This is a genomic window from Arcobacter sp. F2176, from assembly GCF_004116465.1.
In the GTDB taxonomy this organism is placed as follows: domain Bacteria; phylum Campylobacterota; class Campylobacteria; order Campylobacterales; family Arcobacteraceae; genus Arcobacter; species Arcobacter siniprincipis.
In genome coordinates this window covers 211,930-232,686 of sequence record NZ_PDJV01000002.1, presented here as the reverse complement: position 1 = coordinate 232,686, position 20,757 = coordinate 211,930, and the positions used below count along the sequence as shown (strand labels likewise).

Here is a 20,757-nt window from a genome sequence, read left to right as displayed (position 1 = left end):
AAATGAAATTAACACAAGAACAAATAGAACAATTTCACAAAGATGGTTTTATACTTATCAAGGATTTTGCACCACATGATTTATGTGAAAAAATCTTAGAAAAAGCAAATTATCATTTAAAAAATAAAATTAAACCAATAGAGACAGAATCTGAATACTTAGAAGCAAATGATGAGACAAATACAGTAAGACGATTAAGACAAGTTTACCAAAGAGAAGATGTTTTTAAAGAATGGATGACATATGAAGAGACTCTTCCAATGCTTCAACAACTATTTGGTGAAGAGGTAGTTTTAACCTTAGCTCACCATAACTCAATAATGACAAAGATGCCAAAGGATTCATCAAGAACATCTTGGCATCAAGATAGAAGATATTGGCACTTTGATAATAATGATTTGATTTCTATTTGGCTTAGTCTTGATGATGAGTTTATAGAAAATGGACTTTTAGAATTTGTTCCAGGAAGTCATAAACTAAATCTTGAAAAAGATCAATTTGATGAAAAATCAAACTTCCTAGATGAACACCCTAAAAATATGGAGATAATCAAAAACAGAGTTCATACAAACCTAAAAAGAGGGGATATAGTTCTGTTTCATTGTAAAACTTTGCACCATGCAGGCAAAAACATAACAGATAAACCAAAAATCTCTTTTGTTTATACAACAAGAGCTATTAGTAACAAACCTCTAAAAAACACAAGAAGTGATGTATCAGAGGTATTGCTTGGATAACTTAATAACACTTTTAGAAGAGAAAACATCTTTTTCTAAAAGTGTTATCAAAAATATCTTACAACTTCTTGATGATGGGTGTACTATTCCTTTTATTGCAAGATATAGAAAAGAACAAACTTCAAATGCAAGTGATGAAGAGCTAAGAGTTTTTGAAGAGATTTATAATTATTCACTAAAACTTTTAAAAAGAAAAGAGGAGATATTAAATCTTCTACAAGAAAAAAACTTCTTAGATGATAAAATCAAAGCAAATATAAATTCTGCCACAACACTTCAAGCACTAGAAGATATTTACACACCCTTTAAAGACAAAAAATCATCTAGAACTACAATTGCCATACAAAATGGTTTAGAACCTCTAGCAAACTTTATACAGTGTTTAAAATACAGTAAAAAAGAGTGCCAAGAAAAAGCCAAATCTTTTTTAAATAAAGAAGTTACAAGTGTAGATGAAGCACTAAAAGGTGCAAGTGATATTATCGCCCAAAGATATGCAGATGATTTTAAATCAAAAGAAGTAGTTAGAAATAGTATTTTAAACTACGGAACAATACAAACTAAGCCCACAAAAACATTTGATAAAAATGGCCTTTATAAAAACTTATCAGAAGTAAATGAAAAAATAAAATATATAAAATCATATAGATTTTTAGCCATAAATAGAGCAACAAATGAAAAAGAACTAACTTTTAAAATTGAAGTTGATGAAGATTTTATTTGTGAAAATATAAAAAAATACAAAATCCCAACTTGGGCAAATAGTTCAAGTGAGCTTGTATTTGATGCCTATAAAGATGGACTAAAAAGACTTCTACTTCCTAGTTTAAAAAGAGAAGCTATAACAATCTTAAAAGAAAAAGCTTCATATGAAGCCATAAATCTTTTTGGAAAAAACCTAAAAGAACTACTTCTAACTCCACCCCTAGTTAATCAGACTATTTTAGGACTAGACCCTGGATTTAGAACTGGTTGTAAAGTGGCAGTTATAAGTGATGATGGACTTTTTTTAGATAGTGCAGTTATTTATCCAACAAAACCAAAAGAAGACTTTGCTAACTCTGCTAAAACTCTGTTGGCTTTGATAAAAAAACACAAGGTAAACTCAATAGCCATAGGAAATGGAACAGCTTCAAATGAAACTGCCTCTTTTGTATCAAACTTTATAAAAGAAAACTCTTTAGATGTAAAATTTGCAGTTGTAAGTGAAATAGGGGCAAGTGTTTATTCTGCTTCAAAAATAGCCAATGAAGAGTATCCCAACCTTGATGTTACAATTAGAGGTGCCATTTCAATAGCTTCAAGGCTTCGTGATCCAATGGCAGCTTTGGTTAAAATAGACCCAAAATCACTTGGTATTGGACAATACCAACACGATGTAAATCAAAAAGATTTAGCTTCAAAACTAGAAAATGTAACAATAGACTTAGTAAATAAAGTAGGAGTTGACATAAACTCTGCTTCATATAAGCTTTTATCTTTTGTATCAGGTTTTAGTGAAACTATGGCAAAAAACATTATAGCCCATAGAGAAAAAATCAAAAAATTTAAATCAAAAAAAGAACTACTTGATGTAAAAGGTATAGGTTCAAAAGCTTATGAACAAGGGGTGGGATTTTTAAGAATAAAAGAGGGAAGTTCTATTTTGGATAATACTGCAATTCACCCAGAAAATTATGCTTTAGTAAGTACCTTACAAAAAAAATATAAAATAGAAGATATAAAAACAAGTGATATTGAAAATATAGCAAAAGAGCTAAACACTTCAAAACTTCTTTTAGAAGATATTATAAATGAGTTACAAAAACCAGGATTTGATGTAAGAAGCGAATTTGATGAAATAGAGTTTTCAGATGATATCAAAACAATAGAAGACTTAAAAGAGGGATTTTTTGTCTCTGGAATCGTACGAAATATCACAGACTTCGGAGCTTTTGTAGATATAGGTCTAAAAAATGATGGAATGATACACATCTCACAAATGAGCGAAAAAAGAATCTCACACCCTAGTGAAATACTTAGCATAAACCAACAACTAAAAAAGATAAAAATCATATCAATAGATTTAAAAAAAAATAAAGTAGGACTTAGTTTAAAATAAATACTAAAAAAATGTGAGCATTTTCGAAATAGCATTAAGAAAAATCAAATTTAAATGTTGATTCTAATCAATGCCATTAAATCCAATACTGATTATAATTATCACTAGTTAATTTATAATTAAGGATTTCTAATGGAATATACCTTCGTACTAATCTTACACCTACTAAGTGCAATTATTTTTATAGGTTTTATTTTTGCAGATGTAATTATTTTTCCAGCAGTTAAAAATAAATTGGGAAAAGAATTACATGCAAAAATGATTGAAGCAATAGTTGGGCGTGGACTTAAAATATATCCTCTTATTGTTTTGGTTCTTATATTCACTGGTGGATATATGTTTAGTAAATACATAAATAGTGAAGTAGGAGTTATAAATTCTTCACTACAAGTTTTACTATTAATCAAAGTTTTTTTTGTATTTCTTATCATTATTGGTGTTATTTATACTATGTATTGCAAACTCACAAAAAAAGAACCAATAGCTTTTATGAATTATTTTCATACATATGCTTTAGTTTTATCAATAGCAATTGTCATTCTTGCAAAATTGATGTTTGTAGCATAAACCCCTATTTTACACATATTAATAATCAATTAATAAAATAATCTTATACTTCAAAATAAACTATAATTATTAGGATAATTTGAAATATGAGTATCACTCGAAGAAAATTTACTTACTTAGCAGGTATTAGCACCCTATTTGCCACCCTACCATCATGGGCAAAAGAAAGTACTAAAATAGCTCCTGCCCTATTTATAGGACATGGAACACCTATGAACGCCTTTATAGAAAATAGATTTACTAAAGAATGGGAAAAAATCGCTCAATTAATAAAAAAACCAAAAGCCATCTTAGTAATTTCAGCACATTGGGAGACCATGTTTCCAGCTGTCAGTACAGCTGCTAATCCTGAGACAATATATGATTATTATGGTTTTCCTGAATTTATGTATGAATTTAAATATCCAGCCCCTGGTGCCCCAAAAATTGCAAAACATGTCTCAGAGACATTCAAAGAAGAGGTCTTTACAGACCCAATAAGAGGTTTGGACCATGGAGCTTGGACTGTATTATCAAGACTTTTCCCAAAAGCTGATGTACCAGTATTTGAGTTTAGCTTAGCCCAATCAATGACTCCAAAAGAGCATTTTTTATTAGCAAATGAGATGTATGAGCTAAGAAAACAAGGGATTATGATAATAGGTTCAGGAAATATTGTTCATAATATTCCCAGTGCAAAAAGTGATACTATGCATGGTACTAGAGATGTAGTTCATGATTGGGCAAAAAGTTTTGATGAAAAAGTAACTTCAAAAATAGATAGTGGTGATTATGAGGCTTTAGTAAATTACCAAGAAATGGGCAAAGATGCTCTGATGGCAGTTCCTAGCCCTGAGCACTTTTTGCCACTTTTATATGTTTTAGGATGTGTAAAAAAAGATGAACAACATAAATATTTTGCTCAAGGATTTCAAGAAGGCTCTTTTTCTATGAGGTCAGTTCTTTTCTCATAAAAAATTATTTAGCCATTTTCTCTTTATAAAGTTTGTGTGGAGTTGGTTTTTTGTTAAAATCAATTGTTACTAAAACTACTTCTTCAACTTGAACTATTACTTTATTTGTTGTTTTATTTCTAAGTTCACATTTTAATGTAATTGAAGTTTTTCCTACTCTTACTAGTTCAACTCCTGTAATTAAAATATCACCAATATTTGCAGCACTATTAAATACGACTTCTGATACTTTTGCAGTAGCAATTCTACTAGTATCTAATAAATTTGCAGCATAAACCATAGCATCTTGGTCAATCCAAGATAAAGCTGTCCCACCAACTAAAATACCAGCAGCATTTAGATGAGGATAAGTTACCATTCTTTGTGTTGTATATTCCAATCCAAAACCTTTTTTCTTATTTTCGACTATTTTTTATAAAAACTTGATTAAACCTAGGTCAAAAATCAGCTGTATTTCGAAATGCTTTTTTAATGCTATGTAAAATTAGTATACTCGGAAGTAAAAAGGAGTATTCATGCAAAAGTTTTTATATATTACTGACCAAACAGAATATAGCGATAATAGTTTTATTGGCCCTTTATTTGAAAAATACTTAACTAAACATTTTGAAATACATATCATATATTTTTCTAAATATAAAGCATCTTTTGAAAGAAAAGATAATAATAAAATCATTATTCCCCTTGCAGATAAACTAAATGTTATAGATGTTTTAGGACATAATGGAATAGATTTAAAAGAGTATAAAATAGTAGCTGTAAGAAATGATACAAAAATATTAAAAGAAGTACTTAAAAAAAGAATCGTTTTTGATTATAAAGTTGCTTTTAGATTATCATTTCCAAAAAGAATTGCCAAGCTTCAAATTGATGAAGCAAACAACAAAAAAAGCTATTTTGATATAATCTCAAATAAAATTAAACTACACCAAGAAACATCACTAATAAACGATTGTGACCTATTTCTTCCAACAACTATAAAAATGAGAGATAACTATTTAAAAGATGTGAAAACAAAAACTTTTGTTATTCCTTCAGCTATTGATCCAGAAGTTTTACACGAAAATATACAACATGAAAGTGAAGAAAAAAGATTTTTTTATGCAGGAACTTTAGATAAATTAAGAGAATTTGAAACAGTATTAGATGCCTTTTCTCAAATTGAGACTAAAAGCTTTAAAATCATGATTTCTACAAAAGACCCAGAATATGCCCAAGAGTTATTGGGTAAATATCCTAACTTAAGAGCAAATTTTGAATTAAGTAATGCCACATCAAAAGAGGAGTTATTGGATTTAATTGCAAAAGCTGATATTGGTTTATCAATTTTACCTGATATTGCTTTATTTAACACCTCAACACCTGTTAAAATCATGGATTATTATGCTTCTGCTGTTCCTTGTATAATGTCAAAAAATGATAACAATCTTTCTATTTTTGATGATAACAAAACAGCTTGGCTTTGTGACTTTGACAAAGATTCAATTAAAACAAAACTTGAAGAGATAATCTCATTACCAAAAGAAAATATCACTCAAGTTGGAATTGATGGACAAAAAAGACTTTTAGATATAAGAAACTATGAAAGAATCGCTGATGCTTTAGCTCATCAATTAAATATCTTATAAAAATATGCATTTGCATATTTTTATAACGCAAGTTCTTTTAAATAGTCTGCAATTTTAGGAATATTATCTTTTCTACATACTAAACAAGTAGGCATATCCCAAGCTTTTTTATTTAACTTCAAAATTTTAACCTCATCTTCAAATCTTAATTTTTTTACAATACTTAAAGGAAGTATTGATTTTCCCATTCCAGCTTTTACACATCCTAAAATAGTATCATAGCTGCCAAATTCTAACTTTTTGTGTTCCACTTGTGTTAGTTCAAAAAGATAATCTTGAGCAAAATCACTGTATGCACACCCTTTTTTAAAACTCAAAAATACATTTGGAACCACTTCCTCAAAAGGTTCAACTAAAACTAATTCTTCATCAACTTTATTTAATACAAGGAGTTCATTTTCTTGAGGTACACCACTAACAAAAGCCATATCTACTTTGTAGTCCATTATCATTTTTTTGATTTCACCTGTTGTATTTGTGATAAGTTCTAGTTGAATATCTGGGAATTCATTGTGTATATTTATTAAAAAGTTTACTATTCTTGTCACAGCATTTGATTCAGTTGAAGCAACAATTAACTGCTCTTGCTTTAGCATATCTTTCATATCTAAAGTTGCTAACTCTATTTTTTTTATAATATCTACTGCATGTGGGTAAAGTCTTTCCCCTTCATGTGTTAAGATAACACCAGAAGGAACTCTATGAAAAAGTTTACATTCAAGATTTTTTTCTAACTGTTTTATTCTAGAAGTTACATTTGACTGAGCATATTTTAAACTATTTGCAGCTTTTGAAATAGACTTCTTATTTGCAACACTTACAAATACTTTTAGTAAGTTTGAATCCATATCACTTTTCCTTATATCACTAATCATGATTAATTATTTGACATAATATCATTTTTAGTGATATTATGTCAAAAACAAAGGAATAGAGTTTGAAAAAAATAAACCTTTTAGATAAAGATTCAAATGCTTCTATTATACTCGCAGGAATCCTTGCATTAATTATTGGAGTGGGAGTAGCAAGATTTGTATTTACATCTTTACTTCCTCCTATGCTTGAAGATTATTTAACTGTTAGTTTTGCTGGTATTTTAGCTTCTGTTAATTATGCAGGATATTTAGCTGGTTCTATTTTTGCTGTATTCATAAAAGATATATATACAAAGGTAAAGTTTTTTAGACTTGGGATGATTATATCTATTTTAACAACCTTAGTTTTAGCTACAACACATAATGAAACTTTATGGTTAATCTCAAGAATAATCGCAGGATTTGGAGCCGCTATGGCTTTAGTTGTAGGTTCTGCAATTGTAATGTACAAACTAAAAATAGATAATAAAACAAAAGCCATGGGGATACATTTTTCAGGAATTGGGTTTTCTATTTTAGTTACTGATTTAATTGTTCGTGCAGTATTTTATTTCCAGGGAACTTGGCAAGAAGCTTGGTTAGTTTTAACTATTTTTGCCTTTTTTGCATCTTTTTATTCTATGTATATTTTATCTTTTGGTAAAAGAGTAGATGCAAATGTGGTAAAACACCATTTTGATATAAAACTATTTTCACCCTTTGTAATACTTCTTATTATTGCATATTTTTGTGAAGGTGTTGGGTTTGTTGTTCAAGCAACTTTTATTCCTGATATTATTAATTCACTTGAAGGTCTAAAAGGATATGGTAATCTTACTTGGACTCTTGTTGGACTAGCAGGTATTCCCTCTTGTATTATTTGGATGAATTTAGCACACAAATATGGAAGTGTAAATATAATCATTATTGCTATGTTATTACAAGTAGTTGGAATACTAATTTCAGCCCTTACAAATAATCTATACCTTAACCTATTATCTGGTGTTTTATATGGAGGTACTTTTATAGGTCTTGTAGCACTATTTATGAGTCTAGGAGGCAAACTTTCAGGTGCAAACCCTGTTGTTCTAATGGGAGCACTTACAACTGCTTATGGAGTAGGACAAGTTTTAGCACCATTATATAGTATAGCCTTAATAGATAAATTTGGAAACTACACTTATGCACTTTATTTAACTGCTTTTATTGTATTTTCAGGTGTAGTATTATTGTTTATCTCAAAAATTCTAAATATAGTAAAGGAATAGAAAGATTTTTTACAAATCTTGTTAAAAGAAGTTATTAAATATAAGTTCCCTTTAAAATGGGAACATCTTAAAGGAATAAATATGCCATATATAAATGTAAAAATGACCCACGAAGATGGAGGGGCAACAAAAGAACAAAAAGAAAAACTTTCAAAAGGTATAACTGAACTTTTTTCAGAGATTTTTGGAAGAGGAGCTTCAAGTGCTGTTGTTCTTATAGAAGAGGTTTCTACTGATAATTATGCAATTGGTGGAAAAACAATTACAAATATAAGAGAAGAGCAAAAAAAGAATTGATTTAAATCATACTTTTACCTTTTTCTTTTGGCTAAGATTCATTTATTTCTTGAAAAATGGATTAATATATGAAAAAGTTTTTTAAACAATTTAAAAAAGTAAATACTGAACCTATTGAAAGAGCTAATATTATTTGGTCTTGGATAGGTTCATTTGTAGGTATTTTAGCTATCTCTTTATTTCACAGTGATATTCTAAATGATAATGATTTAACTTTAGTAATTGGTTCTTTTGGTGCAAGTGCTGTATTAGTTTATGGAGCTGTAAATTCTCCCCTTGCCCAACCTAGAAATCTCATTGGTGGACATATTTTATCCGCACTTATAGGAGTTATATCTTTTAAACTATTTCATAATCATATATTATTTTGTTCTGCTTTTGCAGTTGCCACTTCTATTTTGATTATGCAAGTAACTTTAACACTTCATCCTCCAGGAGGTGCAACAGCCCTCATTGCTGTAATTGGCAGTAATCAAATACATGATTTAGGATTTTTATATGTTTTATATCCAGTAGCATCTGGAGCTTTTATTCTTTTGATAATTGCAGTAGTTGTGAATAATATCCCTGCACATAGACATTATCCACATTCACATAAAATTTTTAATTTTAAATGGTTTGAAGAAGATTGATTAATCTTTTTTTACATAAACTTTAAATTTCCAAGCTGGGCTTTTTATTTTGCCATCTTCTTTGATTGCTTCATAATCTCTTTGTTGAGCTAAATCCCAAGTTGAAAAATCAATAGGTTCTAAGTATGCATCTGCTTCTCCTGAATAATCAACTTCACTTAAATACATTTTATCAACATACTCAAATAAAGTTTTATAAATAGTAGCCCCACCTATTATAAATAATTCTTCCTCTCCTTTTTCTCTAGCACAATTCAAAGCCTCATATATATCAGAAAATGTCTCCACACCTTCATATTCAAAACCACCTTTTGTTAGTACAAGTGAAGTTCTATTTGGTAAGGGCTTACCTATTGATTCAAAGGTTTTTCTTCCCATTAAAATATGGTGCCCGGAAGTTATAGTTTTAAAGTTTTTAAAATCCTCAGAGATATGCCATAGCATTTCATTATTTAAACCTATTTCCCAATTCTTTCCATAAGCTACTATCATTGATACTATCATACTGTATTCCTTTTAATTGGTTCCCAATAAAAAGGAACCATTTTTATATATCTACTTTTTTGACAAAAGAAGGCAATGATTTGCCTTTTGGCTATACTGCCATTACACCTTTTATATGCTCGTGAGCTTGGTAATTACTAAGTTCAAAATCTTCCATTTTAAAATCAAAGATATTTTTGATATCTGGATTTATTTTCATAGTTGGTTTTGCAAAGGGTTCTCTTGTAATTTGTAAGTTTGCTTGTTCTATATGATTTGAATAAAGATGTGCATCTCCAAAAGTATGTACAAAATCCCCTACTTCTAAATCACAAACTTGTGCAACCATCATAGTCAATAATGCATAAGAAGCGATATTAAAAGGTACTCCTAAAAATATATCCGCACTTCTTTGATAAAGTTGGCACGATAACTTTCCATTTGCCACATAAAATTGAAAAAAAGTATGACAAGGAGGAAGTGCCATTTTTTCTATTTCTGCCACATTCCAAGCACTTAAAATAAGTCGTCTCGAATCAGGATTATTTTTGATTTGTTCTATTAATTCAGATACTTGATCAATATCTTTTCCATCATTTGTTTTCCAACTTCTCCATTGGCTTCCATAAACAGGACCTAACTCTTTTACAGTATCACTATTTTCATATCCTAAAGCAACACCTTGATTATCTGCATTTGCAGTCCATACTGTTTTTTTGCCTATGATATTTTCTGCCTTATCACCATAGTGAATTTCAGCCAATCTTCTCTCGTCAGTTGAACCTTCTAAAAACCAAAGAAGCTCTGAAATAATAGCTTTCAAATGACATTTTTTAGTAGTTACTAAAGGAAAACCTTCACTTAAATCAAATCTCATTTGGTAACCAAATACTGATTTTGTTCCTGTTCCTGTTCTATCTTCTTTTAGTGTTCCATTTTCTAATACATGTTTCATCAAGTCTAAATATTGCTTCATTTCGTTCCTTACATAAGTAGTAAATATACTACTAAATATTGAAGAATATTTTACCTAAGATTATATATTTTATAAATAAATTTTGTTTAAAAGATAAGTAAATCTATTAATGTGTAAGAAATATATAACATCAAGCAGGCAACTGATATATCTAAGATTTTCCAAGTAATTGGTTTTTTAAATAAAGGAATTAAGACTCTAGCTCCATAACCTAATGTCAAAAACCAGCTAGCTGAAGCTAAAGCAGAACCTAAAATAAAATATATTTTTAAGTTGTCTTCAACATTAGCTCCAATTCCACCTATTAATAAAACTGTATCTAAATATACATGAGGATTTAAAAAAGTAAACATAAAAAGTAAAGTAAATACTTCTTTGATAGGATTTGTTTTTATCTCATTATCAATTTTTAAACTCTCGTTTTTAAAAGCTGACTTAAAAGACTTAAAAGAATAAAATAATAAAAAAACTATTCCAAAAATTGCAATGCCATTTATAAAAGTTTGGTTTCCTTTTATAAAAGCACCCAGTCCAAAAACTCCTAAAGTAATCAAAACAAAATCTGAAATAATACAAATGAGTGTTGCTTTTAATACATGTTGCTTAAGTAATCCAAGCTTTAAGATATAGGCATTTTGAGCACCAATTGCCACTATTAAAGATAAGGCTACTATGTAACCTTTTATAAAAATATCAAATTCCACTAAATATAACTTTTAGCTAAATGTATAATTCCTGAAACTATAAATTGAACGGCAAGTGCTCCAACAATAAGTCCCATAAGTTTTGTTACAACATTTTGTCCAGTAACACCTAAATATTTTTTAATATAGATTGAGTTTCTTAGTATTAAATAAAATATCAAAGCATTAATACAAAAAGCCATAACCAAAGTAAAAAGTTCCATAGTATTTTCAACTTGATTTTTAAAAATAATAATTGTAGTAAAAAGTCCAGCTCCAAAAGCAATTGGAATACCTATTGGAATAACTGCTAGTTCTTCATCTTTTTTACTATCTCTTGTACCATCTTGATTTTCATTAGAAGAACTTCCTCTTACCATAGTAATAGCCATCAATAATAAAATCAATCCACCCATAACTTGAAGTGAATCTTCTCCTATACCAAATAGTTTTAAAACTAAATCTCCACTAATCAATACAACAAAAAATGCCACTACAATAGTAATAGTTGTTTTTCTAGCGATTGTAGACATTTGTGTTTTTGAGATATTGGGACTAAGAATTGACAAAGCAATTGCACTTATTCCAATAGGATCAATTATTGCAAAAAATGTGATACTTTGTTGTAAAAAATTTTGAAAAATTTCCAATTAATTCATTCCACCTTTTAAAGCCATTTTTTTCTCTATTCTATGTCCTATAAAACTTAATACAGAAGTTATACAAAGATAAAGTAATGCTACAATTATCCAAGTTTCAAAAGGAGAAAAAGTATTTGCAACAATCTCTTTTCCAACTTTTGTCAAATCTGTAATAGAAATAACTGAAACCAAAGAAGAATCTTTTACTAAAGCAATCATTTCACCAATAAGTGTTGGCAAAGCTCTTTTAAAAGCTTGAGGTAAAATTATATATCTCATAGCTTGAAAGTTAGATATTCCCAAAGATTTTGAAGCTTCTAGTTGACCTTTATCAATAGATTGAATAGCACCTCTTAAAATCTCTGCCATATATGCACCAAAAAATATACCTAAAGATAATACCCCTGCTACAAAACGATCAAATTCAAAAATATTTGCAACAATAAAATAAAATAAAAATATTTGAACTAATAAAGGAGTTCCCCTTACGATTGTTACATATACCGTTGCTAAATCTTTTATAAATACTATTGGAGATAGCTTCATAAAAGCAACAATAATACCAATAAAAAAAGTTAAAACAGCTGCGAAAAAGGATATTTTTAAGGTTATCCATAAACCATTTAAAATAGGTCCTGGTTTTGTTACTGTTTTTGTAGCAATATAATCGCCACTATATACATTTTCACCCACTTTATACTCAAATAAAAAACTACTATCTAACTTATTAAGAGTTATATTTTCATCACCCTTAATATAGTATTTGCCATCTTCTAATACTAGTTTTCCATCTACTGGGGCTTCTATTGTTATAGTTTCTTTATATGCAAAATATTTAGGAACAGAACTCCACTTCCAAACATAATTAATATTTGAAGCTGCTGCATATAAAAAATATCCTAAAACAATAAATAAAGCTAAGGCAATGATATGCCCTAGCTTTTTATTTTGTGTCCATGATTCTCTTCTTGCCATAGATTATTGAACTCTTTTTAACCAAGCAGTATCTTTCAACCACTTATCATTTAACTTACCATAGAAATCAATTACTTTGTCACCCTTCATTTGTCTTAAAAAGTTATTTAACCAATTTAAAAAATCAGGATCACCTTTTCTAATTGCCCATGCTAAAGGTTCAAATGTTAAAGGTTCATCTAAATGTACTAATTTATCTTTACCTTTATCTGCCATAAATAAGATATTGTATGGTTGGTCATAAACAAATGCAGTTGCATTATCATTTAACACTTCACTTACAGCATCTGCTTCAGTTTCAAATGTAACAATTTTTGCTTTTTTATAAAATTTTCTTATTGCAATTTCAGCTGATGTTCCAAGTTTTGTAACAATTGTATATTTTGGATCATCTAACTGTTTTGCAGATGTGATTTTACCTTCTAAAGATTTGTTCATTAACATAGTTTGTCCAACTACTAAATATGGATCTGCAAAATTTACTTTTAAGTTTCTTTGTTGAGAAACAGTCATACCAGAGATAATAATATCACATTTTCCAGTTACAAGTGCTGCAACTATACCATCCCAAGCTGTAGGAAGAAGTTTTAATTTAACTCCCATATCTTTAGCCATTTTTTTAGCAACATCCACATCATAACCAATAATTCTACCCTTTTTATCTTTCATTTCAAAAGGCATATATCCAGGTTCTAAACAAACTTGCATTTCACCTCTTTCTAAGATTTTATTCAATGTAGAATTCTTCCATAAATTTATATCCGATGCCACTAAATTAACTGTAGCAAATACTAAAATAGCTAAAAGCGTTTTTTTCATTTTTCTTCCTTTTTTATTTAATGTGTTAAAATTTCATTTAAGAATTTTTTTGCTCTATCACTTTTTGGATTTTCAAAAAATTCTTTTGGTGTAGATTCTTCAACTACAACACCATGATCCATAAATACTATTCTATCTCCAACTTCTTTTGCAAACCCCATCTCATGAGTTACACATACTATTGTAAAGCTTTCGTGGGCTAAATCTTTCATTACAGCTAAAACATCACCGATTGTTTCTGGATCTAATGCAGATGTAGGCTCATCAAAAAGTATTATCTTAGGCTTCATTGCTAAACTTCTAGCAATAGCAACACGCTGTTTTTGACCACCTGATAAATCCCCAGGATAAGAGTTCGCTTTATCTTCTAGTTTTACTTTTTTTAAAAGTTCCATTGCAATAGTGCTAGCATCCTCTTTTTTTATATTTTTGACTAAATTGGGTGCTAAAGTAATGTTTTCAAGTATAGTTAAATGGGGAAAAAGATTAAAATGTTGGAATACCATACCAACTTCGCTTCTTATAGTTTGTAGATTTTTTTTGCTTCCATGGATATCGATGTTATCAACAAAAATTTCACCGCTATCTATTTCTTCTAAACCATTAATACATCGGATTAATGTTGATTTCCCTGAACCAGAAGGTCCACAAACAACAACAATTTCACCTTTTTTAACATTGAAATCAATTCCTTTTAAGACATGAAACTTGTCATAAAACTTATCGATTTTCTTCATACTTATAATATTATCCATCATCTCTCTTTAATTAGACTAAGACGATATCATAGCTAAATTTATTTTAACATTCCTATAGAGCATGTATATAATTTATACATATAATTGTCTTTTGTTTAAATAAACTATGGGTACAATGCAAATTTTATTTTAGGAGAATAATTGAATAAAAAACTATTAGAACTAAGAGCAGACTTTTTACTTTTAACTGTCGCTATTGCTTGGGGTGTGACTTTTTTAATGGTACAAGATGCTATTAAATCTGTACCTGTTTATGCATTTTTATTTTGGCGTTTTGGAATTGCTACTATTTTAATGGCAATAATTGCATATAAATATTTTGACAAATTAAATAAGCAAACTATTCTTTATGGAGTTATTTTAGGCTGTTTTTTATTTTCTGCCTTTGCTACTCAAACCTTTGGTTTGGCCTATACAAAAAGTTCAATAATAGCTTTTTTAACAGGATTAAATGTAATAATTGTACCTTTCTTAGCCTATGTTGTTTTTAAAGAGCATGTTAGAAAAATGGTTTTTATAAGTTCTCTAATAGCCGTTTGTGGTCTGTATTTATTAACTATGAGTGGAAGTTTATCACTTGGAAAAGGTGAAGTATTAGGAATAATATGTGCTTTACTTTTTGCTTTACAAATACTCTTTACTGACAAATATTCAAAAAGAGTTAATGTATATCTCTTAGTACTGTTTCAATTTATAACTGTGACAATATTATCTTTATTATTTTCACTTAGTTTAGATAGTGTAACTTTTGATTTGAATTTTAATAATACATTTTTAAAAGCACTAATAATCACTTCTATCTTTGCAACTGTTTATGCCTTTTTGATACAAACTTATATGCAACAATTTACAACTCCTACAAAAACAGCAGTTATTTTTTCTATGGAACCTGTAAGTGCAGGTGTTTATGGCTATTTTGTAGGAAATGAGCTTCTAAGTTCAATCCAACTTTTTGGAGCTACCTTAATCATATTTGCCCTACTTTTAGCGGAAATCAAATTCAAAAAAAAATAATTTACTTTTAATTTACCTCATAGTTTTACAATTTCCAATATAAATTTTATTTTGAAAAGGTAAAACATGTTAAGCAATCAGTTATTTGATATCAAAAGTATCCATGACTCATACAAAAAAGGTGTAACACCTAAAGATATTGTAACTGAGGTTTACAATAGAATTAAAAAAGTAAATGATGATGGAATATTTATTCATCTACAACCCATAGAAGATATATTTGCTCAAACTTCATCTTTAGAAAAGATGGACTTAGATAAAAAACCACTTTGGGGAATCCCTTTTACAGTAAAAGATAATATTGATGTAGAAGGTATTCCTACAACTGCTGCTTGTCCTGCATATGAATATATTGCAAAAGAAGATGCTTTTATAGTAAAAGTTTTAAAAGAAGCAGGTGCTGTTTGTATAGGAAAAACAAATCTAGACCAATTTGCAACTGGTTTAGTTGGAATTAGAACTCCTTATGGAGCACCTAAAAATGCCCTTGATGAAAACATTATTCCAGGTGGTTCTAGTTGTGGTTCTGCTGTTGCTGTTTCTCACCAACTATTTTCTTTTTCCCTTGGAACTGATACAGCAGGTTCAGGAAGAATTCCAGCAGCACTTAATAATCTAGTTGGACTAAAACCAACTTTGGGAGCTTTTTCAAAAAGAGGAGTAGTTCCTGCTTGTCTTACAGTTGATACTGTTTCAATTTTAGCTTTAAATATTGAAGATGCTTATGATATTTTTGAAGTTGCTAGCAAACATGATGAAAAAGATCCTTACTCTAAAAAAAGACCTAAAAACAAATATAAAAATACCCAAGATGTAGTTGTAGCTATTCCAAATAGCGATTCTCAAATCTTTATTGATGATGAAATTCAAAGAAAATCATATGAACAAACAATCTCTCTTATCCAAGAAAAAGGTTTTAAAACTATTGAAATAGATTTAAAACCTTTCTTTGAAGTTGCTCAATTATTATATGAAGGTACTTGGTTAGCTGAAAGATACACAGTAATTGGAGATATGATAAAAAATCAACCAAATGATATTTTAGATATTACTAGAAAACTTATCCAAAAAGCAGAAACATTTTCTGCAAGTGATGTTTATAGAGATATTTATAGATTTAATGAACTTAAAAAAGAGATTGAACCAGTATTGGAACAATTTGACATCTTATGTTTACCCTCAATGCCAAGAGTTGCAAGTGTAAAAGAGATAGAAAATGATCCAATAAAAGCAAATTCTAGACTTGGTATTTATACAAACTTTGTAAATCTTTTAGACCTCAGCGCAATAGCAATTCCTGTAAATAAAAGAGAAGATGGTTTTGCTGGAGGAGTTACACTTATAGCAAATGCCTTCGAGGAACTAAAAATTGCAAAGTTTGCTAAATATATCCAAAAAGATATGACTCTAACATATGGAAATAGTAAGGTTGAAGTAAAACTAAGTGATGATGATACTTTTGGCGTAACTTATGATGAGATAGAAGTAGCTGTTGTAGGAGCACACCTTAGAGGAATGCCCTTAAATAAAGACTTATTAAAATTAAATTCAAGATTTTTATACGAAACAAAAACAACTCCAAATTACAAACTTTTTAAACTTCAAGGTGAAGAAATACTAAAACCTGGGCTTATTCAAGATGAAAATGGAGTTTCTATTGAACTTGAAGTTTGGGCAATACCAATTGAAAATTTAGGAGAATTTGAGAGAACTATCCCAAAACCCTTATGCATAGGTTCAATTGAATTAGAAAATAAAAAAACTGTAAAAGGTTTTTTATGTGAGCCAAGTGCCTTAATTGGTGCAAAAGATATTTCAAGTTTTGGTGGCTGGAAAGCTTTTTTAAATTCAAATCAAAAATTAAATTAAAGGATAAAAAATGGAAAGAAGAGATTTTATGAGAATAGCAGGTGCTGCTTCAATACTGCCTTTTTTAAGATATTTACCAACAGAGGCAAATGCAGCAACTGGGAGCAATGGTGTTTTAGTAGTTGTTAGTGGAAACAATATCAATAGTTTAGATTTACATAGAAAAGGTACAAATAGACCTAGTTATCAAGTTACTGTAAATATTTATGACAGACTTGTAAAATTTGGAGTTAAAACTCTTCCTGATGGCTCATATGCATATGATTCTACAAAAATAGAACCAGAAATTGCCCAATCTTGGGAATTTTCAGATGATAAAAAATCAATTACTTTTAAAATCAATCCAAAAGCTAAATTTTGGGATGGCACACCAGTTACTGCACATGATGTAAAATGGTCTTTTGATAGAGCTGTTACTTTAGGTGGTTTCCCAACTGTACAGATGAAAGCTGGTTCTATGTCAGATCCAAAACAATTTGTTGCTGTTGATGATATAACATTTAGAATTGATTTACCATTTCCTTCTAAATTAACACTTCCTGATTTAGCTGTGCCAATTCCTTTTATTATCAATTCAAAAGTTGCTAAAGCACATGCTAGTGCAAATGACCCTTGGGCTACAGAGTATTTACATAAGACTCCTGCTGGTTCTGGACCGTATAAAATCTTAAGATGGGATCCGGGGCAACAATTTGTTTATCAAAGAAATGAAGATTATGCCATAGCTCAAAAACCTGCAATAAAAAGAGTTATAGTAAGAGAAGTACCATCAGCTTCTACTAGACGAGCATTATTAGAGAGAAAAGATGCAGATCTATATACAAATGTTCCACCAAAAGATGTAAAAGAATTCAAAGAAGAAGGCAAAATAAAAGTTTCTGGTGCTCCTATTGATAACTGTATACATGTTTTAGGATTAAATGTTAAATATAAACCTTTTGATAATAAAAAAGTTAGACAAGCTATTGCTTATGCTATTCCTTATGAAGAGATTTTATCATCAGCTGCTTATGGAAGAGGAAAACCTATGTTTGGAGCAAGTAGTAAAACTCCATCAAATATTGTATGGCCGCAACCATCTCCTTATAATACAAATATAGAAAAAGCTAAAAAACTATTAGAAGAAGCTGGATTTAAAGATGGGTTTAAAACAACACTTTCGTATAATTTAGGTCTTGCATCATGGCAAGAACCAACCGCACTTCTAATCCAAGAAGGATTGAAAAAAATAGGTATAAAAGTTAAACTTGACAAAATTCCAGGGGCAAATTGGAGAACAGCAGCACTTGTTGAAAAAAGACTTCCTATGCATTTAGAAAACTTTGGAGGGTGGTTGAATTATCCTGATTATTACTTCTTCTGGGCATATAAATATGGACACTTATTTAATTCATCAAATTATAAAAATGAAAAAATTGAGAAACTAACAGATGAAACACTTCATATGGAAATAGATAATCCAAAATATGAAAATATGATTAAAGAGATGATTGAGATTGTTTATGATGATGTTCCTAGAATCCCATTATATCAACCATATTTAGATGCAGCAATGCAAAAAAATATTGATGGCTATGTTTCATGGTTTCATAGACAGCTTGATTGTACAACCATTACAAAATCATGAAAAATAAAATAACACAAATATTAAGAAGATTGTTTCAATCAATTCCTTCAATTATAGGTATTGTCATAATCTCTTTTTTATTAACAAGAGCACTTCCAGGTGACCCAGCAGTTTATTTTGCTGGGGCTATGGCAGATAAAGAATCAATTGAGCAAGTACGGGTTTCTTTGGGTTTAGATAAAGGTATTGTTGAACAATTTTTTATCTATGTACAAAATCTTTCCCATGGTAATTTAGGCATGTCTTTAAATACAGGTCTTCCAGTTTTAGAAGAACTTACTACTAGACTTCCAGCCTCTTTGGAATTGACTTTTTTAGGTCTAAGTTTTGCATTAATAATCGCAATTCCTTTAGGTATTTTGTCTGCAACTAAACCTGGAACTTGGATTGACCATCTAACTAGAGTATTAGTTACTATGGGAGTATCTTTACCTACGTTTTTTACGGGACTATTTTTGATATACATTTTTTATTATCTTTTAGGTATTGCTCCTTCTCCCATTGGACGATTGGAAATTATGTATTTATCACCTCCCCATGTAACAGGATTTTATACTATTGATTCTTTGTTAGCAAATGATATGGAGACATTTTGGGCAAGTGTAAGACAGCTAATGTTACCTGCAATTACACTAGGAATATTTGCTCTAGCACCAATTGCTAGGATGACAAGAGCTTCCATGTTAAATGCTTTGTCAAGTGATTTTATAAGAACTGCAAGAGCAAATGGCCTGCCAAGAAGTAAGATACTAATAACTTATGCCCTTAGAAACTCTTTATTATCAATACTTACAACACTAGGAATGGTTTTTTCATTTCTTTTAGGTGCAAATGTATTGGTTGAAAAAGTATTTTCTTGGCCTGGAATTGGCTCTTTTGCTATTGAAGCACTTGTGGCTTCTGATTATGCAGCAGTTCAAGGTTTTGTACTTACTATGGCATTACTTTTTGTTGTGGTAAATTTAACTATTGACATAATTTTAACTCTTATTGACCCCCGTGTCTCTATAGATAATTAGGAAAAAATATGAAACAATTTTTTACACATTTTAAATATATTTTAAAAGATAATTTAATTACTGCATTTTCATTTTTCATGTTTTTTGCTTTTATATTTTTGGCTATATTTGGTTCAGCTATTGCACCTTATGATCCACTTTTGACAAATGCACATGCAGTTTTATCTCCTCCCTCTTGGGAACATCTATTTGGAACTGATAATTTAGGAAGAGATGTTTTAAGTAGAGTAATAGTTGCTACAAAACTTGATTTATGGATAGCTTTTTCAGCAGTAATTTTATCCTTTATCATTGGTAGTGCTTTTGGGGCAATTGCTGGTTATTTAGGTGGTTGGGCTGATAAAATAATTGGTCGATTTTCTGATGCAATTATGGCTTTCCCACTTTTTGTTTTAGCAATGGGAATTGTGGCAACTTTGGGTAATTCTATTGAAAATATTATTTATGCAACTGCTGTTATTAATATACCATTTTATGCAAGGGTAACAAGAGCCGAAGTTCTAATAAGAAGAGATGCAGGATATGTTCAAGCTGCAAGACTTAATGGAAATTCAGATTTTAGAATCCTTACTTTTCAAATATTTCCAAACTGTTTGCCACCTATGATGATACAAATTTCTTTAAATATGGGTTGGGCAATATTAAATGCAGCAGGATTATCATTTATAGGATTAGGCGTTAGACCACCTGATGCAGAGTGGGGAATTATGGTAGCTCAAGGAGCCACATATATTGTTTCAGGAGAGTGGTGGTTAGCCCTATTCCCAGGACTTGCACTTATGCTTGCAGTATTTTGTTTTAATCTATTAGGTGATGGATTAAGAGATTTAGTAGACCCTAAAAAAAGAACATAAGG

General features: G+C 29.7%; 22 protein-coding genes. 13 read left to right on the top strand and 9 right to left on the bottom strand.

The features are described from left to right. The first annotated feature begins 2 nt into the window (after positions 1 to 2). The 4 genes from CRU95_RS02855 (at position 3) to ygiD (ending at position 4,358) form a co-directional block, all read left to right on the top strand. A complete protein-coding gene (locus CRU95_RS02855; RefSeq protein WP_129099639.1) occupies positions 3 to 737 on the top strand; it encodes a phytanoyl-CoA dioxygenase family protein in 735 nt (244 codons plus the stop codon). After that, complete coding sequence (locus CRU95_RS02850; protein WP_129099638.1) at positions 730 to 2,838, top strand: helix-hairpin-helix domain-containing protein; 2,109 nt, start codon at positions 730 to 732, stop codon at positions 2,836 to 2,838. Before CRU95_RS02855 ends, CRU95_RS02850 begins: the two co-directional genes overlap by 8 nt. A 132-nt stretch (positions 2,839 to 2,970) precedes the next feature. Next, a complete protein-coding gene (locus CRU95_RS02845; protein ID WP_129099637.1) occupies positions 2,971 to 3,405 on the top strand; it encodes a hypothetical protein in 435 nt (144 codons plus the stop codon). Positions 3,406 to 3,491: 86 nt separating this feature from the next. Further along, the gene (ygiD, locus tag CRU95_RS02840; protein ID WP_129099636.1) at positions 3,492 to 4,358 is read left to right on the top strand and encodes a 4,5-DOPA dioxygenase extradiol; all 867 of its coding nucleotides are present in this window, start codon (positions 3,492 to 3,494) and stop codon (positions 4,356 to 4,358) included. Between the two features lie 4 nt (positions 4,359 to 4,362). Here the strand turns inward: ygiD and CRU95_RS02835 are convergent, their stop codons facing one another. Continuing rightward, the gene (locus CRU95_RS02835) at positions 4,363 to 4,737 is read right to left on the bottom strand and encodes an acyl-CoA thioesterase (RefSeq protein WP_129099635.1); all 375 of its coding nucleotides are present in this window, start codon (positions 4,735 to 4,737) and stop codon (positions 4,363 to 4,365) included. Between the two features lie 136 nt (positions 4,738 to 4,873). On the opposite strand from CRU95_RS02835, the gene CRU95_RS02830 reads away from it, so the two are divergent. Beyond that, entirely contained in the window at positions 4,874 to 5,986 is a 1,113-nt protein-coding gene (locus tag CRU95_RS02830; protein WP_129099634.1) for a glycosyltransferase, read from the top strand. Positions 5,987 to 6,006: 20 nt separating this feature from the next. Here CRU95_RS02830 and CRU95_RS02825 read toward each other — a convergent pair whose 3' ends face one another. Next, positions 6,007 to 6,834 carry a LysR family transcriptional regulator gene (locus tag CRU95_RS02825; protein ID WP_129099633.1) on the bottom strand — a complete coding sequence of 276 codons (828 nt, stop codon included), beginning with the start codon at positions 6,832 to 6,834 and terminating at the stop codon, positions 6,007 to 6,009. Positions 6,835 to 6,923: 89 nt separating this feature from the next. Here CRU95_RS02825 and CRU95_RS02820 point away from each other — a divergent pair, with 89 nt between their 5' ends. The 3 genes from CRU95_RS02820 to CRU95_RS02810 all read left to right on the top strand — a co-directional run bounded on the left by CRU95_RS02820 (position 6,924) and on the right by CRU95_RS02810 (position 9,037). Next, on the top strand, positions 6,924 to 8,108 hold the full coding sequence (locus CRU95_RS02820) for a YbfB/YjiJ family MFS transporter (RefSeq protein ID WP_129099632.1): 1,185 nt from the start codon (positions 6,924 to 6,926) through the stop codon (positions 8,106 to 8,108). 81 nt (positions 8,109 to 8,189) lie between these two features. Then, positions 8,190 to 8,405: a 4-oxalocrotonate tautomerase family protein gene (locus CRU95_RS02815; RefSeq protein WP_129099631.1), complete on the top strand. Its 216-nt coding sequence runs from the start codon at positions 8,190 to 8,192 to the stop codon at positions 8,403 to 8,405. A gap of 68 nt (positions 8,406 to 8,473) precedes the next feature. Further along, entirely contained in the window at positions 8,474 to 9,037 is a 564-nt protein-coding gene (locus CRU95_RS02810) for an HPP family protein (RefSeq protein ID WP_129099630.1), read from the top strand. Here CRU95_RS02810 and CRU95_RS02805 read toward each other — a convergent pair whose 3' ends face one another. From CRU95_RS02805 to CRU95_RS02775, 7 genes are all read right to left on the bottom strand, one after another. After that, positions 9,038 to 9,541: a dihydrofolate reductase gene (locus tag CRU95_RS02805; protein WP_258238609.1), complete on the bottom strand. Its 504-nt coding sequence runs from the start codon at positions 9,539 to 9,541 to the stop codon at positions 9,038 to 9,040. A gap of 91 nt (positions 9,542 to 9,632) precedes the next feature. Further along, positions 9,633 to 10,496 carry a thymidylate synthase gene (locus CRU95_RS02800; protein ID WP_129099629.1) on the bottom strand — a complete coding sequence of 288 codons (864 nt, stop codon included), beginning with the start codon at positions 10,494 to 10,496 and terminating at the stop codon, positions 9,633 to 9,635. Positions 10,497 to 10,582: 86 nt separating this feature from the next. Further along, a complete protein-coding gene (locus CRU95_RS02795) occupies positions 10,583 to 11,200 on the bottom strand; it encodes a LysE/ArgO family amino acid transporter (protein ID WP_129099628.1) in 618 nt (205 codons plus the stop codon). Continuing rightward, positions 11,200 to 11,829 (bottom strand): MarC family protein, encoded by a 630-nt coding sequence (locus tag CRU95_RS02790; protein ID WP_129099627.1) that lies wholly within the window; start codon positions 11,827 to 11,829, stop codon positions 11,200 to 11,202. Before CRU95_RS02790 ends, CRU95_RS02795 begins: the two co-directional genes overlap by 1 nt. Beyond that, the gene (locus tag CRU95_RS02785) at positions 11,830 to 12,795 is read right to left on the bottom strand and encodes an amino acid ABC transporter permease (protein WP_129099626.1); all 966 of its coding nucleotides are present in this window, start codon (positions 12,793 to 12,795) and stop codon (positions 11,830 to 11,832) included. It abuts the gene before it with no gap. Positions 12,796 to 12,798: 3 nt separating this feature from the next. Further along, complete coding sequence (locus CRU95_RS02780; protein WP_129099625.1) at positions 12,799 to 13,614, bottom strand: transporter substrate-binding domain-containing protein; 816 nt, start codon at positions 13,612 to 13,614, stop codon at positions 12,799 to 12,801. A gap of 17 nt (positions 13,615 to 13,631) precedes the next feature. Continuing rightward, positions 13,632 to 14,360, bottom strand: a complete 729-nt coding sequence (locus CRU95_RS02775) for an amino acid ABC transporter ATP-binding protein (RefSeq protein WP_129099701.1) — start codon at positions 14,358 to 14,360, stop codon at positions 13,632 to 13,634. A 153-nt stretch (positions 14,361 to 14,513) separates the two neighbouring features. Here CRU95_RS02775 and CRU95_RS02770 point away from each other — a divergent pair, with 153 nt between their 5' ends. The 5 genes from CRU95_RS02770 (at position 14,514) to CRU95_RS02750 (ending at position 20,755) form a co-directional block, all read left to right on the top strand. Next, positions 14,514 to 15,386: a DMT family transporter gene (locus CRU95_RS02770; RefSeq protein ID WP_129099624.1), complete on the top strand. Its 873-nt coding sequence runs from the start codon at positions 14,514 to 14,516 to the stop codon at positions 15,384 to 15,386. 66 nt (positions 15,387 to 15,452) lie between these two features. After that, positions 15,453 to 17,255: an allophanate hydrolase gene (atzF, locus tag CRU95_RS02765; RefSeq protein WP_129099623.1), complete on the top strand. Its 1,803-nt coding sequence runs from the start codon at positions 15,453 to 15,455 to the stop codon at positions 17,253 to 17,255. A gap of 10 nt (positions 17,256 to 17,265) precedes the next feature. Further along, positions 17,266 to 18,882 (top strand): ABC transporter substrate-binding protein, encoded by a 1,617-nt coding sequence (locus tag CRU95_RS02760; RefSeq protein ID WP_129099622.1) that lies wholly within the window; start codon positions 17,266 to 17,268, stop codon positions 18,880 to 18,882. Continuing rightward, positions 18,879 to 19,901, top strand: a complete 1,023-nt coding sequence (locus tag CRU95_RS02755) for an ABC transporter permease (protein WP_129099621.1) — start codon at positions 18,879 to 18,881, stop codon at positions 19,899 to 19,901. The genes CRU95_RS02760 and CRU95_RS02755 overlap by 4 nt, the downstream gene beginning before the upstream one ends. Positions 19,902 to 19,909: 8 nt before the next feature. After that, complete coding sequence (locus tag CRU95_RS02750; RefSeq protein WP_129099620.1) at positions 19,910 to 20,755, top strand: ABC transporter permease; 846 nt, start codon at positions 19,910 to 19,912, stop codon at positions 20,753 to 20,755. The last annotated feature ends 2 nt before the right edge of the window (positions 20,756 to 20,757 follow it).

Coding starts and splice junctions, on each gene's coding strand:
- CRU95_RS02855 (WP_129099639.1), top strand. CDS start 3: ATGAAATTAACACAAGAACAAATAGAACAATTTCACAAAGATGGTTTT.
- CRU95_RS02845 (WP_129099637.1), top strand. CDS start 2,971: ATGGAATATACCTTCGTACTAATCTTACACCTACTAAGTGCAATTATT.
- ygiD (WP_129099636.1), top strand. CDS start 3,492: ATGAGTATCACTCGAAGAAAATTTACTTACTTAGCAGGTATTAGCACC.
- CRU95_RS02830 (WP_129099634.1), top strand. CDS start 4,874: ATGCAAAAGTTTTTATATATTACTGACCAAACAGAATATAGCGATAAT.
- CRU95_RS02825 (WP_129099633.1), bottom strand. CDS start 6,834: ATGGATTCAAACTTACTAAAAGTATTTGTAAGTGTTGCAAATAAGAAG.
- CRU95_RS02815 (WP_129099631.1), top strand. CDS start 8,190: ATGCCATATATAAATGTAAAAATGACCCACGAAGATGGAGGGGCAACA.
- CRU95_RS02810 (WP_129099630.1), top strand. CDS start 8,474: ATGAAAAAGTTTTTTAAACAATTTAAAAAAGTAAATACTGAACCTATT.
- CRU95_RS02805 (WP_258238609.1), bottom strand. CDS start 9,541: ATGATAGTATCAATGATAGTAGCTTATGGAAAGAATTGGGAAATAGGT.
- CRU95_RS02800 (WP_129099629.1), bottom strand. CDS start 10,496: ATGAAGCAATATTTAGACTTGATGAAACATGTATTAGAAAATGGAACA.
- CRU95_RS02785 (WP_129099626.1), bottom strand. CDS start 12,795: ATGGCAAGAAGAGAATCATGGACACAAAATAAAAAGCTAGGGCATATC.
- CRU95_RS02780 (WP_129099625.1), bottom strand. CDS start 13,614: ATGAAAAAAACGCTTTTAGCTATTTTAGTATTTGCTACAGTTAATTTA.
- atzF (WP_129099623.1), top strand. CDS start 15,453: ATGTTAAGCAATCAGTTATTTGATATCAAAAGTATCCATGACTCATAC.
- CRU95_RS02760 (WP_129099622.1), top strand. CDS start 17,266: ATGGAAAGAAGAGATTTTATGAGAATAGCAGGTGCTGCTTCAATACTG.
- CRU95_RS02755 (WP_129099621.1), top strand. CDS start 18,879: ATGAAAAATAAAATAACACAAATATTAAGAAGATTGTTTCAATCAATT.
- CRU95_RS02750 (WP_129099620.1), top strand. CDS start 19,910: ATGAAACAATTTTTTACACATTTTAAATATATTTTAAAAGATAATTTA.